General features: G+C 52.0%; 19 protein-coding genes, 3 pseudogenes and 1 other annotated feature. Of the genes and pseudogenes, 1 reads left to right on the forward strand and 21 read right to left on the reverse strand.

All coding sequences use genetic code 11. The features are described 5' to 3' along the window. Nucleotides 1-82 precede the first annotated feature (82 nt). The 13 genes and pseudogenes from ACQ86O_RS20115 to ACQ86O_RS20175 all read right to left on the reverse strand — a co-directional run bounded on the left by ACQ86O_RS20115 (nucleotide 83) and on the right by ACQ86O_RS20175 (nucleotide 12562). A complete protein-coding gene (locus ACQ86O_RS20115; protein WP_431222572.1) occupies nucleotides 83-1096 on the reverse strand; it encodes a lipoate--protein ligase A in 1014 nt (337 codons plus the stop codon). A 61-nt stretch (nucleotides 1097-1157) separates the two neighbouring features. Beyond that, nucleotides 1158-1616 carry an NlpC/P60 family protein gene (locus tag ACQ86O_RS20120; RefSeq protein WP_431222573.1) on the reverse strand — a complete coding sequence of 153 codons (459 nt, stop codon included), beginning with the start codon at nucleotides 1614-1616 and terminating at the stop codon, nucleotides 1158-1160. A gap of 154 nt (nucleotides 1617-1770) precedes the next feature. Beyond that, a pseudogene (arnF, locus tag ACQ86O_RS20125) lies at nucleotides 1771-2162 on the reverse strand (4-amino-4-deoxy-L-arabinose-phosphoundecaprenol flippase subunit ArnF). After that, nucleotides 2159-2503: a 4-amino-4-deoxy-L-arabinose-phosphoundecaprenol flippase subunit ArnE gene (gene arnE, locus ACQ86O_RS20130; protein ID WP_431222574.1), complete on the reverse strand. Its 345-nt coding sequence runs from the start codon at nucleotides 2501-2503 to the stop codon at nucleotides 2159-2161. Before arnE ends, arnF begins: the two are co-directional and overlap by 4 nt. Further along, nucleotides 2500-4164: a lipid IV(A) 4-amino-4-deoxy-L-arabinosyltransferase gene (gene arnT, locus ACQ86O_RS20135; protein ID WP_431222575.1), complete on the reverse strand. Its 1665-nt coding sequence runs from the start codon at nucleotides 4162-4164 to the stop codon at nucleotides 2500-2502. Before arnT ends, arnE begins: the two co-directional genes overlap by 4 nt. Then, nucleotides 4165-5073 (reverse strand): 4-deoxy-4-formamido-L-arabinose-phosphoundecaprenol deformylase, encoded by a 909-nt coding sequence (gene arnD, locus ACQ86O_RS20140; RefSeq protein WP_431222576.1) that lies wholly within the window; start codon nucleotides 5071-5073, stop codon nucleotides 4165-4167. Nucleotides 5074-5079: 6 nt separating this feature from the next. Further along, nucleotides 5080-7054: pseudogene (arnA, locus tag ACQ86O_RS20145) on the reverse strand (bifunctional UDP-4-amino-4-deoxy-L-arabinose formyltransferase/UDP-glucuronic acid oxidase ArnA). Beyond that, nucleotides 7054-8034, reverse strand: coding sequence for an undecaprenyl-phosphate 4-deoxy-4-formamido-L-arabinose transferase (gene arnC, locus ACQ86O_RS20150; protein ID WP_431222577.1), 981 nt, complete (start codon nucleotides 8032-8034; stop codon nucleotides 7054-7056). The pseudogene arnA and the gene arnC overlap by 1 nt, the downstream one beginning before the upstream one ends. Further along, nucleotides 8021-9175, reverse strand: a complete 1155-nt coding sequence (gene arnB / locus ACQ86O_RS20155; RefSeq protein WP_431222578.1) for a UDP-4-amino-4-deoxy-L-arabinose aminotransferase — start codon at nucleotides 9173-9175, stop codon at nucleotides 8021-8023. Before arnB ends, arnC begins: the two co-directional genes overlap by 14 nt. Before the next feature lie 377 nt (nucleotides 9176-9552). Then, nucleotides 9553-10308 carry a vitamin B12 ABC transporter ATP-binding protein BtuD gene (btuD, locus tag ACQ86O_RS20160; protein WP_431222579.1) on the reverse strand — a complete coding sequence of 252 codons (756 nt, stop codon included), beginning with the start codon at nucleotides 10306-10308 and terminating at the stop codon, nucleotides 9553-9555. Between the two features lie 14 nt (nucleotides 10309-10322). Then, nucleotides 10323-10874 carry a glutathione peroxidase gene (locus ACQ86O_RS20165; protein ID WP_431222580.1) on the reverse strand — a complete coding sequence of 184 codons (552 nt, stop codon included), beginning with the start codon at nucleotides 10872-10874 and terminating at the stop codon, nucleotides 10323-10325. 71 nt (nucleotides 10875-10945) lie between these two features. Then, nucleotides 10946-11953, reverse strand: coding sequence for a vitamin B12 ABC transporter permease BtuC (btuC, locus tag ACQ86O_RS20170; protein WP_431222581.1), 1008 nt, complete (start codon nucleotides 11951-11953; stop codon nucleotides 10946-10948). 174 nt (nucleotides 11954-12127) lie between these two features. After that, on the reverse strand, nucleotides 12128-12562 hold the full coding sequence (locus tag ACQ86O_RS20175; protein ID WP_431222582.1) for a DUF2502 domain-containing protein: 435 nt from the start codon (nucleotides 12560-12562) through the stop codon (nucleotides 12128-12130). A gap of 230 nt (nucleotides 12563-12792) precedes the next feature. On the opposite strand from ACQ86O_RS20175, the gene ACQ86O_RS20180 reads away from it, so the two are divergent. Continuing rightward, nucleotides 12793-12957 carry a hypothetical protein gene (locus tag ACQ86O_RS20180; protein WP_431222583.1) on the forward strand — a complete coding sequence of 55 codons (165 nt, stop codon included), beginning with the start codon at nucleotides 12793-12795 and terminating at the stop codon, nucleotides 12955-12957. Nucleotides 12958-13159: 202 nt separating this feature from the next. On the opposite strand, the gene ihfA is transcribed toward ACQ86O_RS20180, so the two are convergent. From ihfA to thrS, 8 genes and pseudogenes are all read right to left on the reverse strand, one after another. Beyond that, complete coding sequence (gene ihfA, locus ACQ86O_RS20185; RefSeq protein ID WP_004943604.1) at nucleotides 13160-13456, reverse strand: integration host factor subunit alpha; 297 nt, start codon at nucleotides 13454-13456, stop codon at nucleotides 13160-13162. Nucleotides 13457-13460: 4 nt separating this feature from the next. Next, nucleotides 13461-15769, reverse strand: a pseudogene (pheT, locus tag ACQ86O_RS20190) (phenylalanine--tRNA ligase subunit beta). 92 nt (nucleotides 15770-15861) lie between these two features. Next, complete coding sequence (pheS, locus tag ACQ86O_RS20195; RefSeq protein WP_431222584.1) at nucleotides 15862-16845, reverse strand: phenylalanine--tRNA ligase subunit alpha; 984 nt, start codon at nucleotides 16843-16845, stop codon at nucleotides 15862-15864. A 137-nt stretch (nucleotides 16846-16982) separates the two neighbouring features. After that, nucleotides 16983-17107, reverse strand: a sequence feature (Phe leader region). Next, nucleotides 17058-17102 carry a pheST operon leader peptide PheM gene (gene pheM, locus ACQ86O_RS20200; protein ID WP_120978403.1) on the reverse strand — a complete coding sequence of 15 codons (45 nt, stop codon included), beginning with the start codon at nucleotides 17100-17102 and terminating at the stop codon, nucleotides 17058-17060. It overlaps the preceding feature by 45 nt. A 113-nt stretch (nucleotides 17108-17220) precedes the next feature. Further along, the gene (gene rplT / locus ACQ86O_RS20205; RefSeq protein WP_004931417.1) at nucleotides 17221-17577 is read right to left on the reverse strand and encodes a 50S ribosomal protein L20; all 357 of its coding nucleotides are present in this window, start codon (nucleotides 17575-17577) and stop codon (nucleotides 17221-17223) included. A gap of 43 nt (nucleotides 17578-17620) precedes the next feature. Further along, nucleotides 17621-17818, reverse strand: coding sequence for a 50S ribosomal protein L35 (gene rpmI / locus ACQ86O_RS20210; RefSeq protein ID WP_004931418.1), 198 nt, complete (start codon nucleotides 17816-17818; stop codon nucleotides 17621-17623). Between the two features lie 98 nt (nucleotides 17819-17916). After that, nucleotides 17917-18468, reverse strand: coding sequence for a translation initiation factor IF-3 (gene infC / locus ACQ86O_RS20215; protein ID WP_071882841.1), 552 nt, complete (start codon nucleotides 18466-18468; stop codon nucleotides 17917-17919). Between the two features lie 3 nt (nucleotides 18469-18471). Continuing rightward, nucleotides 18472-20400: a threonine--tRNA ligase gene (gene thrS, locus ACQ86O_RS20220; RefSeq protein WP_431222585.1), complete on the reverse strand. Its 1929-nt coding sequence runs from the start codon at nucleotides 20398-20400 to the stop codon at nucleotides 18472-18474. Nucleotides 20401-20712 lie beyond the last annotated feature (312 nt).

Below are 20712 nucleotides of genomic sequence, written 5' to 3' on the forward strand. Positions count from 1 at the left end.
GGCGACAGGATTAACACGGAGGGATTATAGGGAGAACGCCTCAGGCCGATAACAGGCAGAGGCGGCCTGGGCTCGGGCAGGGTTACTTGATGGTTTCCAACAGCCAATGGCGCAACTCGCTAAGTTCACTTTCCTGTTGCGGATATTGCAAGGCCAAGTGTTCACAACAGACAGCTACGGCCTCGCTGCGATAGGCACAACCTACCAGTTTTTCGGCTAACGTCTGCAAAGGCGCGGGATTTAGGCTGTCGGTGAATATCTGGGCGCGGGCAATCACACCTTTTTCGACATCAAAGAAAATATCTACGCCGCCCCAGGTAAAGCGCTCGTTAAGCAAGTGGCTGAACGCAGGTGCCTTGCCGAAATTCCATTCCCAACTGCTTTGCTTGGCAAATTGCTGTTCAAAATCGGGCAGATCGGGGAACACGTCAGGGGAGATCACTTCCGGCTGTGCCGTATCGCCATAATGGGCAAAGAACGCCTGAATAATTACATCGCAAACTTGTTGGTGGCTGATCCCCGGCACAAACTCCGCCAGGTTGGCAACCCGGGAGCGCACGGAGGTAATGCCCTTAGCCTGCAGCTTTTTAGGATCGGGGTTGAGATAGTCCGCCAGGCGATTGAGATCGGCATTGAGCAACAGCGTGCCGTGATGAAATCCACGATCCTGGGTTTCGCGATAGGCCGAACCGGAAATCTTGCGGACTCCCTCAGCCGTTTCGAGCACCAAATCGTTGCGCCCGGAAGCGGATGCATCAACGCCCAGTTGTTTCAACGCCTGTAAAATAATGCCGGTAGAGACGGTTTTATCATAGCCAGGCTTGCCAGCCATAAAGGTAAAACAGGTGTTGCCAAGATCGTGAAACACCGCCCCGCCACCGCTGCTGCGCCGTGCCAGACGGATGCCATCCTGCTCCATACGCCGGGTATTGCACTCTTTCCATGGATTCTGCGATTGGCCGATCACCACGGTTTCGGCATTACGCCACAGGAAAAGGATTTTTTGCGTGGTCATTTCGCGGAAGATGCACTCTTCAACCGCTAAATTGAACCAGGGATCGTAGGAATCAGAAATCAATAAACGTAAGGAATTCATGGCAGTCACCGCTAATAAAGCAATGCTGCCATTATACATAAGCTACAGGCCAATGGGTGAGTCAGATTCGGCGGGCTTGCCAGTACACTTTGCGCCAATAGACATTATTCAGCGAAGAGCGCGTCACGCCTTTACTGGTAGAAGCATGAATAAATTCATCGTTGGTGTCATAGATGCCAACATGTAGGCCATTCTCGCCGCTACCGGTTTTGAAGAATACCAGATCGCCCGGCATCAGCTCATCGCGCGCGACCTTAGTCCCCAACCCGGTCTGCTGTTCGGTGGAACGTGGCAATTGCATATCAAAACGATCGCGGAAAGTGCGATAAACAAAACCGGAGCAATCAACACCACCGCGATCCATTCCCCCATAACGGTACGGCGTGCCATACCATTGGCGGAGCTGTTCGTTCAATTGTGCAACGACCACTATGGAATCGGACAAACGACCACTCGGCGGTGGCGCATGGCTGCTGCAACCGGCAAGAATTAAACTGGCTAATAAAAACCACACACGCATCGCATTGTTCCCTTCACTGGACACATCCGCCCGAAGCATTGCCACAGCGCTGGCGCGGGGTAAGGAGAATGCTGTTTCGCGTTAATTTATCCTTCCAGAAGGGAAAAAGGCAAGCTTTGTGAAGGAGATAATGGGATCGAGGTTGGTTTTTACGTTATTGGTGAGATTTTGCCGCCCCATGACTGTTAATCAGCCATACGCCGAGCAGGATAAACAGCGTCCCCAGCGTTTTCAGCAAGGTGGCCGATTCATTAAACCAAGGCAAGATCACCGCAGCCAGATACACCAATACATAGCTGATACTCAATAATGGATAAGCCCGGTTCAAAGGCAGATAACGCAGCGCAAAAACCAGCAAAGCATCGACAGTGCGTAACCGAAGATACCACACCCCGCCGCCAGCAAAGGCACCCAGTAATGGATTAACACAGACCAGGTTATGCCGGTGAATGGCAGCAATGGGATCTGCGCCATGCCCCATTTCATCAGCAACTGCGCCAGCGTCACTAACACTACGCTGGCCATTCCCCAAACGTAGCCTTTCATGGGTTAAGACTCATCAGCAGGATCCCCAGCATGATTAAGGCCACACCGCTCCAGTGGCGCAGCGTGGTCGTTTCGTTAAACAACCAGCGGGCCGCCAGCGTTACCAGCACAAAATTCAGGCTGAGCATCGGATAGGCCAGGCTAAGCGGCAAGCGCTGCAGTACGTTGAGCCATATCAGCATCCCCAACCCCAATAGCAACAACGCCACGGCCAGCCACCGTAGAGTGATACTCAACCGACGCTCGGCGGCCTGTTGCCAGGCAAGGGCCGCCTGTTTCTGACAAAGCTGCCCCGCACAGGTCAACAGGCTGACCAGGATCACCAAAATATAAGCCATCATGGCTGCTGCTTATACCACAGCAATGCCATGCGATGCATTTCGTTTACACTGTCCGCTGCAGGCAGTGTCTGTGGAACGTGCTCGCCACGCGAAAGTTGCAGCACCAGTGACACATCCCCGAGCTTGCGCGCCTGCTCCAGCCACTGCGGGAAATCCTCATCACGGATATAATGGCTGCTCGCATCTGGATAACTCAGGCCGTAAGCCACCTCGCCTTTCTGGCTGAACATCAGCACATCGCTGCGCTTGAGTTCCCAGGCCAAGCCCGCAGCCAGGCCCACGCTATCTGTCAGAACAAACTTGCTCTGGCTGAGCGTGGCCATATTAGTGCGGATAAAGCTTTGTGGCAGCTTGGAATCAATAACCTGCTGCGGAATGGCATAACCAATCAGCAGACAAAGCAGCAACGGGCAGGCCGCTGCCCAGGTCCAGCGTTGAGCATTATTACGCGCCGAAATTACGGCAAACAGCAACCAACCGCCAAAAGCCACCAGGCCTAGAACAATCTTCGGCCATTCCTCTGCGGTGAACAGATGCACCTTAGGCAGTAAACCTGAACCAATCAACACCAAAGCGATAATACCGAGCAGGCCAAACAGACCATTCAGCACGGCGTTAATCTTGAATACTCTGGTGCGTAACTGGGCGACACAATCCTCGGCGTAAGCCGCCATCAACAGGGCCAACGGCGCCATACAAGGAAGTATGTAGGTCGGCAGTTTACCTTTGGCGATGCTGAAAAAAATCAACGGCATCATCACCCAGCTCAACAGGAAGAACAGTTCCGGGCGTTGAACCCGCTCACGCCAGCCTTTCAGTAACGAACCTGGTAATAAGGCCAGCCAAGGCAGCACCGCCGCGATCAGGATCGGGATGTAATACCAGAATGGCGCTTTATGTTGGGCGTTATCTTCGGCAAAGCGCTGAATATGCTCCACCCAGAAGAAATAATTCCAATAGTCTGGTTCACGTAAGGCCACAGCCAGTGCCCACGGCAGGCTAAGCAGCACGGCTATCACCACCGCCACCGGCCCATAACACAATAGCTCTTTAATTTTGCGCTGCTGAATGACAATCGGGATCACCGCAATCACCGGCACCGCCAGCGCCAGGAACCCTTTGGTCATAAAACCCATTCCACATGCCAGCCCCAGCAGGACATAACCGCCCAACTTGCCCTTGGTTGTGGTCGCTTTCAGCGTCAGGTAATAGCTGACCATCGCTGCCGTCAACCAAAGCGAGATCATCGGATCAAGCACGCTGTAGGTGCCAATGCTAAATACCAGCACCATTGACAGGAAGATCAGCACCGCAAGGCAGGCCCGACGAGCATTTTTCCACATCAGCCAGGCCAGGGCAAAGACCAGTAACGCTGTTAGGCCAGTGCTGAATACCGAAGCAAAGCGGACAGCAAAATTGTTATCGCCAAACAGCCATTGGCTGATGTTATTGAACCAGTAGCCGGCGACCGGTTTTTCAAAATAACGCAGACCTAGCAGATTCGGTACCACCCAATCGCCCTTCGCCAGCATCTCACGGCTAATCTCGGCATAACGGGTTTCATCCGGCTGCCACAACAAACGCCCATTCAGTGGGATCAGATAGACCAGAGCAAAGAAAATGGCCAATACGATGGCCCAGGTTCCTTTCAGCGCTTTCATTTAAACGTCTTTTCCCTTTATCTCGGTTTGACAACCTAACCAGCCCTCACGGCCAGGAAACGGCGCGCGCACGATGCGGCCCAGTGGCAGTGATGCCGTGTCTTGCGGCAGCAATGCGCTCAGCGGACAAAACTCAATCCCCCGCTGCTGTGCACGCTGCAATAGCTGTTCGAACATGGTCGACTGAGACATCCCCTCCACCTCAGTGTGAATGGTATACACCGGCACACCCCGATCGTTTTCGATAGCACGCAAAATATAATCATTAAAGTCGGCCAGGCTGACTTCACTGCCAATCACTTCATCAAAGGTGGGGAGCGTGACGGGAATTTGTACCGTCCCTGGCTGGCCATTCTCTAATAATGGGCGGAACGGGTGGATACCACGGCAATCGCTGTTGTAGTGAAAAGCGAAGCCCTGCTTCACTTCAACCACGCGTTGATCGGCACGCCAACCGGCTACCGCAGAGCATTTGACGGGCTGCCCGGTGCAAGCCTCCAGCGCGTCGATCCCCAACTGCACCTGATGGGTCAGTTCCTCTTTCGACCAGCGTGCCACACGGGCCTGCCAGCCTTGATGATCCCAGGCGTGCAGCCCCACTTCGTGGCCTGCCTCAAGGGTGCGCTTCATCAGAGGCCCCAGCGCCTGGGAGATATTTCGCCCAGGCCAGGCGGTGCCTGCCAGCAAGATGTCCCAGCCATACAGGGAGGCTGCGTTTGAACGCAGCATTTTCAACAGGAATTGGGGGCGAAGCAGGCGCCATAAATGGCGCCCCATGTTATCCGGCCCAACGCTGAAGAAGAAGCTGGCTTGAATATGGTATTTATCCAACAACTCCAGCAAACGCGGAACCCCTTCTCGGGTCCCGCTGAAGGTATCTACATCAATTCGCAGGCCGACTTTCTTCATGCACCATTACCCTTCCTTTACCGTAGTACGCAGGAAGTAATCCAGCGTCTCGGCAACGGTTTGTTGCATGGCGATGGTAGGCTGCCAGCCCAGCAGGCGGCGCGCATTTCTGATGCTTGGCGTACGGTGCTCAACGTCCTGATAGCCTTTGCCATAGTAACTGCTGCTTTCCACATCCTTGAAACCGGCAAACGGCGGGAAATTGCCGCGCAGCGGATGTTCATTAAAGCTTGCCAACAGCATTTCCGCCAGTTCGCGAATGCTCGCTTCGTTGGTTGGATTACCGATGTTGACAATCTGACCATCGCACTGGCCATCGCGGTTTTCAATAATACGATACAGGGCTTCGATACCGTCATTGATGTCAGTAAAGCAACGTTTCTGCTCGCCGCCGTCGACCAGTTTGATCGGTGAACCTTCGACCAGATTGAGGATCAACTGGGTGATTGCACGGGATGAGCCAATCCGGGCCGCATCCAGGTTATCCAGGCGGGGACCCATCCAGTTAAACGGACGGAACAGAGTAAACTTCAGGCCCTCTTTAGCACCATAAGCCCAGATAACTCGGTCCAGCAACTGTTTGGAAACCGAGTAAATCCAACGCTGTTTGTTGATTGGCCCGACGATCAGACGTGAGCCGTCTTCATCAAACTCTTTATCATCACACATGCCATAAACTTCAGACGTGGATGGGAAGATAATGCGTTTGTTGTACTTAACGCAGTCACGAACGATTTTCAGGTTTTCTTCGAAATCCAACTCAAATACGCGCAGTGGATTTCGGGTGTATTCAATCGGCGTGGCGATCGCCACCAGCGGCAATACCACGTCGCATTTTTTGATGTGATACTCGATCCACTCGGAGTGAATGCTGATATCCCCTTCCACAAAGTGGAAACGTGGGTTATCCAGGAAGCGGCTGATGGCATCAGAGCCGATATCCAGGCCGTAGATATCATAACGGTCTTCACGCAACAAACGTTCGGTCAGATGGTTACCGATAAAACCGTTGACGCCCAGGATCAGAACACGGGTTCTGCGGGCCATCACTGCGTTCGGTTTTGGTGCCAGATGGACATCGGTCACGATCCCCATCTCCAGCGCCAATCGGCCCCCCTGCACGTATAAACCGGATTCACTTTGGCCAGCTACGATTTCCAGCGCGCCCTCACCACAGGCAATTACCAGTGGCGAGGTGCTCAGTACCGTACCTGGCTGTTTGTCATGCTGGGTATCCAGCACCTTCGCCCGCCAGACGATCAGCTTGCGCTGACCTAGATAGCTGAATGCGCCTGGATAAGGTTCGGTAACTGCGCGGATCAGATTGTTGATCTCGCGTGCAGATTTATGCCATAGAATCTCACCATCCGCTGCGCTGCGGCGGCCAAAAGTAACTGGCATCCGCCTCGTCCTGAGCGGTAAATGTCGCCTTGCCATTCTTCAGCTTTGGCAATTGCGCTTTCAGCAATGCCTGGGCGGCTTCCAACACTTTCTTGTGCAGCGTTAACGCGGTGTCGTTTTCCGCAATGGCGACTTTCTGCTGGCCAACGATATCGCCGGCATCCGGGCGTTTAACCATTTTATGCAGAGTTGCCCCGGTTTCACTTTCCCCGTTCAGCAACGCCCAGTTAATCGGTGCGCGGCCACGATAGCGTGGTAATAGCGACCCGTGCAGGTTAAAACCGCCATGAGGCGCCAGGGAGAGGATCTCTTCACTCAGCATATTGCGATAGTAGAAAGAGAAAATGATATCTGGCTGCAGTTCACGAATACGCTCTACCCACAGCGGGTGATTTACGTCTTCCGGTGCAAACACCGGCAAATCCAACTCAGCCCCTTGGCGAGCCACGGAAGAGAAGAAGTTGTTTTCACCAGGATCGTCGGTATGCGTAAAGACGGCCTGCACGTCATAGCCTGCTTCTGTCAGTGCTTTCAAACCAGCACAGCCAATATCATGGTAAGCAAATACAATGGCTTTCATCATTCTTCTTCCTGAGTATGTTGGGCCTGCTTATCGCCGACCACTTTTTGAACAAAATAACGAGGGCGAGCGCGGACATCGTTGTAAATCCGCCCGATGTACTCCCCCAACAACCCCATACCGACAAATTGGGCACCAATAAAAGTGAACAGCACCGCAAACAGCGTGAACACACCACCTGCGGCCCATTCAGGCCCTAAAATCAGACGCAGCACGATCAACAGTACGGCCAATATGAACCCGGACAGCGCGATCACACTGCCAACCACGCTTAACAAGCGCAGTGGCGTGGTGGTCAGGCAGGTAATCAGGTCATACATCAGATTGATCAGCTTCATCAGGCTGTATTTGGAATCACCGAACTCACGCTCAGCGTGACGCACTTCGATTTCCGTGGTGCGGCGGGCAAAGGTATTCGCCAGGATCGGGATAAAGGTGCTGCGCTCATGGCAATGCAGCATCGCTTCGATAATATGGCGCCGGTAGGCACGCAACATGCAGCCATAGTCGCCCATGGATTTACCGGTGGCGCGCTGGATCATCATATTAATCATGCGTGAGGCGGTCTTTCTGAACCAGGAGTCCTGACGGTTGGCACGCACGGTGCCCACTACGTCATACCCTTCTTCGGCCACGCTGACCAACCTTGGGATTTCTTCCGGCGGGTTTTGCAGATCGGCATCCAGTGTGATCACCAGATCGCCACTGACCTGATTAAAGCCAGCCATAATGGCCGAATGTTGACCATAGTTACGGTTCAGCAAGACGGCAATAATACAGCTGCCTGGTTGTTCTGCCGCCGCCGTCAGCATCTCGGCAGAGTTGTCGCTACTACCATCATCAACCAGAATAATTTCATAAGGTTGCAATAATTTTTTACACGCGGCGGTGGTGCGTTCCAATAGAGCAGGCAAACTTTCCTGCTCGTTGAAAACCGGGATCACCACCGATACTTTCTTGATCGGTTCAACGCGAGACACGTGAAGACTCCAGGATAGAAGACAAGGCATTGACCACGCGATCGACATCCGCTTCGGTCATATCTGGGAAAAGCGGTAACGTGCATAAGCGCGCCGAATTCCATTCGGTATTTGGCAGAGAAAGTTCGGGGTAACGTTCGCGATAAAACTTTTGCGTGTGTGCTGCACGAAAATGCAGCCCGGTGCCAATACCCACTTCTTTTAGACGTTCCATCAGTTGGTCACGTTCGATGCCGCAACGCTGTGCATCAACACGAACCATAAACAGGTGCCAGGCGTGATCGTGCGGATAATCCGGCAAGCCCAATGGCTGGAAAGCAGAATCCTTCAGCGCGCGAAGATAACGCTCTGCCAGCACTTTGCGCCGCGCGTTCAGCTCGGGTAACCGTGCCAGTTGCACCACAGCGATTGCCGCATGAATGTCAGAAAGGTTGTACTTATAGCCGGGTTCCACCACTTCAGCCTGTGGCTTGCGCCCCTGCAATTGTCGGTCAAAAGCATCAACACCCAGACCGTGGAATTTCAGACAACGCACGCGATCGGCCAGTTCGTCATCGTCAGTGGCAACCAGGCCGCCTTCTGCACAGGTCAGATTCTTTATCGCATGGAAAGAGAAAATAGCAGTGCCGCGTGCGCCAACCCATTCGCCGTTATAACGAGCGCCAACCGCATGGGCGGCATCTTCTATCAGGGGAAGATTGTGGCGTTTAGCCACCTCACGCAGCGCATCCATTGGCAATGGAGCACCCGCATAGTGAACAGGAATAATCGCTTTGGTATCAGGGGTTATGGCAGCTTCGACATCGGCTGCGCTGACCATGAGCGTATCGCGGTCAACATCGATCATCACCGGCTTTGCGCCAAGCAACTCGATCATATTGAGGGTGGATACCCAGGTCTGGGATGGTGTTATCACCTCATCACCAGCCCCGATACCCAATGCCATCAAAGTGATATGCATACCTGCGGTCGCAGAACATACGGCAACTGCATGCTTACATCCAAAGGTTTTGCAAAACTCACTTTCCAACTGCTGATTTTGCGGCCCGGTGGTGATCCAACCGGAACGCAATACCTTTTCTAGCGCTGCAATCTCTTCATCACCAATTGCTGGGCGTGAAAAAGGCAGGAATTGATCCATAGTTAAGCCCCAAACGTCGCAAATTTCTTTAAGCCACTGTAAGACTCTTTCATTTAACGAATATTAAACGCCAGAAAGAATGATTCTCGGTGGATTAGGTGCCAATTTACTTTAGCAAGCTTAACTAAACCTTAAGGAAGTTTTTGCTTTAGTGAAACCTTTTGACAAACCTCGCCAGGCATTGAATATAAATACTCAATAAAATCATGTGATTATGCATTGATGTCTATTTGCTTGATTTCATTTTGGCGCACTAGCCGCTAACAGTGTCCAACCTGAAAACAAGATATTGATGAGTAAGTTAGGGAATTCATTGGCGCAACGCGGGTTACTAAAAATATCCACGTTTAGTTTGCGTTTATATTTGATTTATAACCTCAGGCCGTTTTTGTCATCAGCCAGCGTTGTTCCCCTAACGCCTGCAGATGAAAATCGACGTCATAAACCTTGGACAATAACCCGGGATCCATCACTTCAAGCGTCTCCCCCTCGGCAACCAAGCGCCCTGCGTGCAGTAACCAGACCCGATCGGCCTGCTGTAACGTATGGTTCAGATCGTGGGCACACACCAACGCGCTTCGCCCGCTTTGGCAAAACTCACTCAACAGGCGGTCAAGCGCCACTTTTTGCGCAACATCCAGGCTATTGGTTGGTTCATCCAACAGCAGTAACTGGCTGTGCGGGTTGACAGTCGGCCACACTTGCAACAGCACAGCAGCCAGGCGAACCCGTTGCCACTCGCCGCCAGAGAGTTGTGTCAGCATACGCGTCAGCTTATCCGAGAGTTTCAAGCACTGCGCCAGATAAAAAATGGTATTTTCCAGCTCGTTTTCATCAACCCCAATAGGCTGATGTAACGCGAGATATTGAAATACCGGCATTAACGCCACCGGAGGTTGCTGCTGGCAGAGATAAGCCCGGTGCCGCGCCAGCTCATTGCCCGGGAAGTCTTCAAGCAAGCGCCCTGCCAAACGGATCTCGCCAAGCCCCGGTAATATGCCTGACAATCTAGCCAACAGCGTACTTTTGCCCGCCCCATTGGGGCCAATCAGATGCACCTGCAACCCAGCCGCGATCTGCCCCGAAAATGGGGCCAAACGCCCTTCTACACCAACCTGACTGAGTTGCAGCATAGTTATAGATTCCTTTACTTAGCCAAGGCCAATTCGATGGCTTCTGATACCGCCGGATCTTCTGGCGTCATATCAGGAGAGAAACGCTGGATCACCGTTCCATCACGGCCAATCAAGAATTTCTCGAAATTCCACAGGATATCGCCCGTTCGTTTAGGAGCCCGGCCTTTGCTGCTCATCCGCGCCAAAAAACCGCTGTCCTGAGGGGCGATTGCCTGTGGCTGCGCTGCAATCAGTGCCTGGTAAAGCGGATGACGATTGGCGCCATTCACTTCTATTTTGGCAAACATGGGGAATCTGACGCCGAAGGTACCTCGGCAGAATGCCAGGATTTCTTCATTGCTCCCTGGCTCTTGGCCCAGAAACTCATTGGATGGGAAGCCCAGCACCTCAAAGCCTTGCTCATGCCAGGTTTCATAAAGTTTTTCCAAGCCTTCATATTGCTTGGTCAGGCCACACTCTGAAGCCACATTCACCACCAACAGCACCTTGCCGGCATAGGCATTTAGCGTGGTGGATTGGTTTTCGATGGTTTGCAGGGGAATGGTATAAATGGAGTTGCTCATCAGATCTCATCCTATTGTTATTTTTGCAGGTGATACGGAAAAATGATGGCCGGTTAACACCGGCAGTCTGACTACCTTACGCTTTTTGCCCGAGCCAGTAACCAGATAAATAGCGGTGCTCCCAGCGTTGCCGTTACTACACCGATCGGTAATTCCGCAGAAAAAAGCGCAATCCGCGCCACCACATCCGCTACCAGTAACACCCCCGCTCCAGCCAGCGCACAGCCAGGCAACAGGAACCGCTGGTTGGTCAACCCACTGAGCCGCAAAATATGTGGGATCACCAGCCCAATAAAGCCGATCACCCCCGCTAAAGCCACGCTCACGCCAACCAGCCAACCAATGGCCAGCACCAGTAAATTACGCCAGACGTGGAGTGAAAGGCCCAACTGCCGGGCCTGAATTTCGCCAAGGGCCATCAAATTCAGCACGTTGCCTTGGGCACAGACCAACAACAGCACCGGCAACAGCAGGAACAACAACCATTTCTGCCGCCAGTCCACGCCGCCAAAGCCCCCCATCATCCAATACATTAACTGGCGCAGATCGAGGCTCGAGCTGAAATAGACCGCCCAGGTCATCACGGCACTGCATACTATTCCCAACGCGACGCCCACCAGCAGCAGACGCGCGTTGCTCAAACGGCGGCGGCGAGCAAAACTCAGTAACAGGAAGGTCATGATTAACGCACCGAGGATCGCACTCAGGCTCATCAGTGCCACCGGCAGCAATCCGTGGCCAAACAACACCGTTAACACCAGCGCCACACCAGCCCCGTTCGCTACGCCAAGCAACCCTGGTTCTGCCAGCGGGTTTTCAAACAGTGCCTGCATCGCCGCGCCAGAAACTGCCAGGCTCGCTCCCACCAGCATAACCGCTAACGCGCGCGGCAAGCGCAATTGCCAGACAAACAGTTGTGCAGATTCATTTAACCATTGGGACGGCCAGATCCAGATATCCCCGGCAGATAAACTAAAGGCGAAAGCCACAGCAACACCCAGCGTCAACAGGGATAAATAGCGTTTGTCCCTCCGGTTCTGGTTTTGCTGTAATCTCGTGAAGGTTTGGCTGATTGGCATTGAGAACGGGTTCCCAGAAGGACATATTTTGCCCTGATAGTAATAACTTAGGGTAAATAGTAAGGGGTAAGCGCCGTCAGGGGAAGCATTGCGTCGGGCTTAATGAAGGAAAACAGCGGCTGGCACTGCCGGGCATCGATATGATGATGGCAATAACAGCCGCCGTTGGGTCAGTTAACGTTGTGGGCCGTTGTTGTTTTGCGGATAGGGTTTACCCTGCCAATTACCCTTATTATTACCACCATCGCGATCATTACCATGGCCGTTATTGTCGTGCTGGTTACCTTTGTCGCTATGATTGCCATTGTCATGGCGATCGCCATGGAAAGGGTTGCCACCACGTTCTTGATTAACACGCGGTGCGGTAGGCTGCCAACGGCCACCATCCCAATATAAGCCGCGGTCATTACGCTCCCCAATACCGTGCCCCTGGTGCGCATGCCACCATTGCGCGGGTCGCCAATCGTAGCCATCCCAGTAGTTGCCACGTTTATCCTGATCACCCAGATGCAGCGAAACCCCAGGTACATTGATATCCATTGATACATTGGCCTGCGCCGCCACAGGTAGCAACAGTGGTAAACACACTAGCAACAGGATTTTTTTCATTGGTGATTCTCCCTTTATATAACGCTGGAATGGTTATATCAGTGCAACTATTTACCTCCTATTGCCTAAAAGCCTATTTTCAGATCGTTTTCGAGCCCTTTACACGATCCCTACATTGTCATTTTTCCTATTTAATTAATAAAGGTACTCACAGAACTTAACGAATAACTGACACATCGGCTAACCAACCGTTATTTATAATACTCAGGAATTCAACAGGGAGTATTTTTATGAAAAAGCGTATTGGGTTTTTATTGCTGGTTACCTTCCTCTCCTCAAGCCTTACCGCCTGCTGCTTCGGCCCGCATAGCGGCCATGGTGGCGGTCCACGCGGTGGTGGCCATGGTGGCGGTCCACGCGGTGGTGGCCATGGCCATTATAACAGCAGTTACTAATGCCACAGGTTATGGACGCAATTATTTATTGTCTGTAATTAAACGCAAATAAAACAGGATAAATCCGAAATTACCAACGAAGAGAATATATTCCCAGATTTTTAATTTCTGCGTAAATAATGGAGTACTAGAAAGACATATCAATGTCGACTTAGGCAATAAGAAAAAGGCCGCGAATGCGGCCTTTTTGGTATTACGCAACTTACTCTTTCGGGCTGGCGTTCTCCACCCGGCTTTTCAGTTTCTGCCCTGGACGGAAAGTGACCACGCGGCGCGCCGTTATCGGAATGTCCTCACCGGTTTTCGGGTTACGTCCCGGACGTTGGTTCTTGTCTCGCAAATCAAAATTGCCAAAACCCGACAGTTTAACCTGTTCCCCATTTTCCAAAGCCCTACGGACCTCTTCAAAGAACAGTTCTACCAGATCTTTGGCATCCCGTTTGCTAAGCCCAAGCTTCTCAAACAGGTGTTCTGACATTTCAGCTTTAGTAAGCGCCATAGGTTCAATCCCTCAAGGATGCTTGGAATCGCTGTTTTAGAGCCTCTACACATTTTGCAACGGTAGCGGCAATCTCCTCTTCTTCCAGTGTACGAGCGGTATCCTGCAATACCAGACTGATAGCCAGGCTCTTGTAACCCTCTGCTACGCCCTTGCCACGGTACACATCAAACAAGTTTACGCCAACTACCTGATTTACGCCAACTTTCTTACACTCTGCCAAAATATCTTCTGCGGCGACGTTTTCAGCCACGACAACAGCAATATCACGGCGGTTTGCAGGGAAGCGAGAAACCTCTCGCGCTTGAGGCACAGCGCGGGTTGCGACCTTGTTCCACTCCAGTTCAAACACCACAGTTCGGCCGTTAAGATCCAGTTTACGCTCAAGTTCTGGGTGGATAACACCGATGAAACCAATGCGTTCACCCTGCAAATAAATTGCCGCACTTTGCCCTGGATGCAGTGCTGGGTTGGCTTCTGCCTTGAGCTGAATTTCGGATAATTTACCCGTCAGTGCCAATACAGACTCCAGATCCCCTTTCAAATCATAGAAGTCCACCGGCTTTCTTGCCAGATCCCAATGTTCTTCATGCGTATGCCCGGCGATCACACCTGCTAGCATGACATCCTGACGGATACCCAGATCCGCCGCAGTATCAGGCACAAAGCGCAGGCCACTCTCAAAAAGTCGCACGCGCGCTTGCTGGCGATTCTGGTTATAAACCACGGCGGAGAGCAGACCAGTCCACAGCGACAGGCGCATCGCGGACATCTCAACCGAGATGGGGCTTGGCAGGATCAATGCCTCTTCACCCGGATGCAGCAATGCCTGCACTTTCGGATCGACAAAGCTGTAGGTAATCGCTTCCTGGAAGCCGAGGTCAACCAGCATGGTTTTCACACGCTTCAGTTCAAGATCGGACTCGCGGTGTTTAGTCATCACCAGATCGGCGCGCACCGGGACGTCTGGAATATTGTTGTAGCCGTATACTCGAGCCACTTCTTCCACCAGATCTTCTTCAATCTCCATATCGAAACGCCAGCTTGGCGCCACCGCCAACCAGTTGTCGCCCTGCTCGGTCACCTGGCAACCCAGACGACGCAGGATATCGCTGACCTGCTCGCTTGCCACCACATGGCCAATCAGCCGGTCAAGTTTTTCACGGCGCAGCTGGATGGTCGCAGGCTTGGGCAAAGTGCTTTCGTCGGTAACATCAATGATTGGGCCAGCCTGCCCCCCACAGATGTCAATCAGCAAGCGTGTCGCCCGCTCCATCGCTTTATATTGCAATGCCGGATCTACGCCTCGCTCATAGCGATGAGAAGCATCCGTATGCAAGCCATGTCGGCGCGCGCGGCCAGTAATCGCCAACGGGCTGAAAAACGCACATTCCAGCAGCACGTTCTGGGTGTCATCATTCACGCCAGAATGTTCACCACCAAAGATGCCGCCCATCGCCAGCGCTTTTTGATGATCGGCAATCACCAGGGTATCCGCATTCAATTTGGCTTCGTTACCATCCAGCAGGCGCAGCGTTTCCCCTTCGCCTGCCATACGCACCACGATCCCCCTTCAATGCGATTCAAATCGAAAGCATGCATCGGTTGGCCGAGTTCCATCAGCACGTAGTTGGTCACGTCAACCACAGCATCAATGGAACGAATACCACTGCGACGTAGCTTCTCACGCATCCACAACGGTGAAGGTGCCTTCACGTTGATGCCTTTCACTACGCGACCAAGGTAACGTGGGCAAGCCTGTGGCGCTTCAACACGGATTGGCAGAGTGTCCGTAATGGTGGCAGCCACCGGGCTCATGTCTGGCTCGGTGAGTGGCAGTTGGTTCAGCACGGCAACGTCGCGTGCTACGCCAATAATGCCCAGACAATCGGCACGGTTCGGGGTTACGCTGATTTCGATCGCACTATCATTAAGCCTGAGGTATTCGCGGATATCGGTTCCGATCTGCGCATCTTCCGGCAATTCAATAATGCCGTCATGATCGTCAGAAATCGCCAGTTCGGAAAACGAACACAGCATACCTTCAGAAGGCTCACCACGCAGTTTAGCCGCCTTGATTTTGAAATCGCCTGGCAGCACAGCGCCAACGGTTGCCACAGCAACTTTCAAGCCGATACGGCAGTTTGGCGCACCACAAACAATATCCAGCAGGCCATCGCCGCCCACATCTACTTTTGTAACGCGCAGTTTATCGGCGTTAGGGTGTTGACCACATTCAACTACATGGCCAACCACCACACCGCTGAAAACACCGGCAACCGGTTCAACGCCGTCCACTTCCAGGCCAGCCATGGTGATTTGATCGGATAATGCTTCGCTGCTGATGGCCGGGTTTACCCACTCGCGCAACCAGAGTTCACTGAATTTCATGAGATATTCCCGCCTTACTTAAACTGTTTGAGGAAACGCAGATCGTTTTCGAAGAACGCACGCAAATCGGTGACACCGTAACGCAACATGGTCAAGCGCTCCATGCCCATACCGAAAGCAAAACCGGAGTAAACTTCCGGATCTATCCCGACATTGCGCAATACGTTTGGATGCACCATACCGCAGCCCAACACCTCCAGCCACTTGCCGTTTTTACCCATGACATCCACTTCCGCGGAAGGCTCTGTGAATGGGAAATAGGAAGGACGGAAACGAACCTGCAAATCTTCTTCAAAGAAGTTGTTCAGGAAATCATGCAGCGTGCCCTTTAGATTGGTGAAGCTGATATCTTTATCGATAATCAACCCTTCCATCTGATGGAACATCGGGGTATGAGTCTGGTCGTAGTCGTTACGATATACGCGGCCCGGCGCGATGATGCGGATCGGCGGCTGCTGGTTTTTCATGGTGCGGATCTGCACACCAGAGGTCTGAGTACGCAGCAGGCGCGTAGCGTCAAACCAGAAGGTATCGTGATCGGCACGCGCTGGGTGATGGCTAGGAATATTCAGTGCGTCAAAGTTATGATAGTCGTCTTCAATTTCCGGGCCGGTTTCCACCGAGAAACCCAGTTCGCCAAAGAACTTTTCAATACGATCGATAGTGCGGGTAACCGGATGCAAACCACCGTTCTCCAGGCGACGGCCAGGCAGCGAGACATCGATAGTCTCCTCCGCCAGTCGGGCATTCAGCACGGCTGATTCCAACGCGTTCTTACGCGCGTTCAGTGCATCCTGAACTTCCTGTTTAGCCTGGTTTATCACTGCCCCAGCTGCCGGGCGCTCTTCCGCTGGCACTTCCCGCAGTGACTGCATCTGCAAGGTGAAATGGCCTTTTTTGCCTAAATATTCGACGCGCACCAAATCCAACGCGGCAACATCCTGGGCAGCTTCTACGGCTGCCTTGGCGTTGGCAACCAGCTCTGCGAGATGTGACATTGCTTTCCTCTTCCTCTGGCCTTGTGGCCCGCTAAGTAATTGTTGTTTATTGTTCGAACACCTTTGAGCTCATCCCCAAAGAATTTCAAGTTGCAACTAATAACGTTACAGCTCGAAAGGCACCAAAGATGGCCAAAAACAAAAAAGCCTCCACATTGGGAGGCTTAGGCGCTATTTTCCGTTTCTTTTCTTACGCGCAAAGCCTCCTGAAGTCAGGCGCTAAAGTAAAAAAAGAAACGGAAAATAACTACGTGCATGCTTGTATTACCTTGTCGATTGATTGACGACCAGTCTTATAACTGATGCCAATAAAAGTCAATATTTCTTTCTGGAACAAAGGTTAAAAGAGGGAGCAAGCTCCCTCTTCTGACTTTCTTACGCCAGAGCTGCTTTCGCTTTTTCAACCAATGCGCCAAAGGCCACTTTGTCGAATACTGCGATGTCAGCCAGGATCTTACGGTCAATTTCAATAGAGGCTTTTTTCAGGCCGTTAATGAACTTGCTGTAAGACAAGCCGTTCTGACGAGCAGCTGCGTTGATACGTGCAATCCACAGCTGACGGAACTGACGCTTACGTTGACGACGGTCACGGTAAGCATACTGGCCTGCTTTGATTACTGCCTGGAAGGCAACACGATAAACGCGCGAACGGGCACCGTAGTAGCCTTTCGCCTGCTTCATAATTTTCTTGTGACGTGCGCGTGCAATTACACCACGTTTTACGCGAGCCATATGCTCTCTCCTAAAGTCTTATTCTTGATTCAAAAAATGTGGCTTATGCGTACGGCAGGCACGCAGTAACCAGGACCAGATCGTTTTTAGACACCATGCCTTTCGGACGCAGGTGACGTTTACGCTTGGTTGCTTTTTTGGTCAGAATATGACGCAGGTTAGCATGTTTACGCTTAAAACCACCGCTGCCGGTTTTTTTGAAGCGTTTGGCTGCACCACGTACAGTTTTAATCTTTGGCATGTTAATTAAATCCACTTCGCATTGTTAAACAACGAATCAGTGAGGCGAACAAAACCTACACAGCGCAAGCGCTGCGCAGGTTCAATTACTTGGAAGCCTTACTGTTTCTTCTTGGGTGCGAGCACCATAATCATCTGACGGCCTTCGATCTTCGTAGGGAAGGATTCGACAACTGCCAGATCAATATCTTCACACAGGTCTTTACGGACGCGGTTAAGCACTTCCATACCGATCTGCTGGTGCGCCATTTCACGCCCACGGAAACGCAGGGTGATCTTGGCTTTATCGCCATCTTCCAGAAAGCGAATCAGGTTGCGTAGTTTGACCTGATAGTCGCCATCATCGGTGCCAGGACGGAATTTGATTTCCTTGACCTGGATAACTTTTTGCTTCTTCTTCTGTTCTTTGGTCGACTTGCTCTTCTCGTAGAGGAATTTGCCGTAATCCATGATCCGGCAAACTGGCGGCTCGGCATTTGGGCTGATTTCTACTAAATCGACGCCCGCTTCCTCAGCTTTTTCAAGAGCTTCATTCAGACTGACAATACCAATCTGCTCGCCATCGACGCCGGTTAGGCGAACTTCTTGCGCGCGAATTTCTCTGTTAATGCGATTTGGACGCGCCGGTTGAACTCGTTTTCCGCCTTTAATACTTTATTCCTCCAGTTGATGAAGACTACGGCTGCGAATTTCTTTCAGCAGCTTGTCTACGACTTCGTTGACGTCCAGGCTCCCCAGGTCTTTGCCACGGCGGGTACGAACGGCAACTTTGCCTGATTCGACCTCTTTATCGCCGCACACTAACATGTATGGAACTCGACGCAACGTATGTTCGCGAATTTTAAAGCCAATCTTCTCATTTCTCAAGTCCGCTTTTGCCCGAATACCTGCATCTTGCAGTTTTTTGGTCAATTGCTGAACATAATCAGACTGGCTGTCGGTGATATTCATCACCACTACCTGCACTGGAGCAATCCAGGTTGGGTAGAAACCAGCATATTCTTCGGTAAGAATACCGATGAAGCGCTCCATGGAGCCAAGAATAGCACGGTGAATCATTACCGGCACCACGCGGTCGTTGTTTTCGCCAACATACGACGCGCCTAAACGGCCCGGTAAGAAGAAATCGAGCTGCACGGTACCACATTGCCATGCGCGATCCAAACAATCATGCAAGGTAAATTCAATTTTTGGTCCGTAGAAGGCCCCCTCACCCGGCTGATATTCAAACGGAATCCCGTTTTCAGTCAGCGCGGCAGCCAGGTCATCTTCAGCGCGGGTCCACATCTCGTCGGTTCCGATGCGCTTCTCTGGACGGGTGGAAAGCTTCACCGCAATCTTTTCGAAACCAAAGGTGCCGTACATATCGTAGACCATCTTGATGCAGTCATTCACTTCTGCACGAACCTGCTCTTCGGTACAGAAGATATGGGCATCATCCTGGGTGAAACCACGGACACGCATCAAACCATGCAGCGAGCCTGATGGCTCATTGCGGTGGCAGCTACCAAATTCGCCCATACGCAGCGGCAGATCGCGATAAGACTTCAGGCCTTGATTGAAAATCTGCACGTGGCCTGGGCAGTTCATCGGCTTGATACAATATTCACGGTTTTCTGACGACGTGGTGAACATCGCATCTTTGTAGTTTTCCCAGTGCCCGGTTTTTTCCCACAGCACACGGTCCATCATGAACGGCCCTTTCACTTCCTGATACTGATATTCTTTGAGCTTCATGCGCACAAAGGCTTCCAGTTCACGGAAGATGGTCCAACCGTCGTTGTGCCAGAACACCATACCTGGCGCTTCTTCCTGCATATGATACAGGTCGAGCTGCTTGCCGATCTTGCGGTGGTCACGCTTGGCCGCTTCTTCCAGACGTTGCAGGTAGGCATTCAGCTGTTTCTTGTCTGCCCAAGCGGTGCCATAGACACGTTGCAGCATTTTGTTCTTGCTGTCGCCACGCCAGTAAGCCCCCGAGGTTTTCTGCAGTTTGAAATGGTGGCAGAAACGCATATTAGGTACGTGCGGGCCACGACACATGTCGACATATTCTTCATGATGATACAAACCTGGGCGATCGTCATGGCTGATATTTTCATCCAGAATCGCCACTTTGTAGTTTTCACCACGTGCAGCGAAGGTGTCGCGGGCTTCCTGCCAGCTCACTTTTTTCTTGATGACATCGTAATCTTTTTCGGCCAATTCATGCATCCGCTTATCCAGCAGATCCAGATCTTCCTGCGTCAGGGTATGGTCAAGGTCAACGTCATAGTAGAAACCGTTGTCGATCACCGGGCCGATTGCCATTTTGGTGTCAGGCCACAGCTGTTTGATCGCATGACCTAGCAGGTGCGCACAAGAGTGGCGCATGATTTCCAGGCCTTCGGCGTCTTTCATGGTGATGATAGCCAATTGCGCATCGGTTTCGATCAGATCGCTGGCATCAACCAATTCACCGTTTACGCGGCCAGCAACACAGGCTTTGGCAAGGCCAGGGCCGATATCACGGGCAACATCCATAGGGGAAACGGCGTGGTCGTAATGACGCTGACTTCCGTCAGGAAGAGTAATAACAGGCATTAATAATTCCTTATCCACAGTGGTGACCCACACGACAGATCACATATAGAAATACAATATCGTTTACTTACATGATGTTATCTACGCTATTCAGCTTCACTCTGCCAAATATGTACACTCATATGTACACAATTCAAAATGTACCTATGGTGTGACGCGATAACGGACTGGCTATTCTAACACCATGGTTTACGCGACTTCTACCCGTTACTTTAATGAGCAACTATATGCTTGCCGTGACGGGGATTGGGAAGTGGCTTACGGGCAGCCACTGCCTACCCTTCCGCCGTCATCATTTCGGCTGTGCGCTAT

Source organism: Serratia sp. L9, from assembly GCF_050632285.1.
Lineage (GTDB): Bacteria > Pseudomonadota > Gammaproteobacteria > Enterobacterales > Enterobacteriaceae > Chania.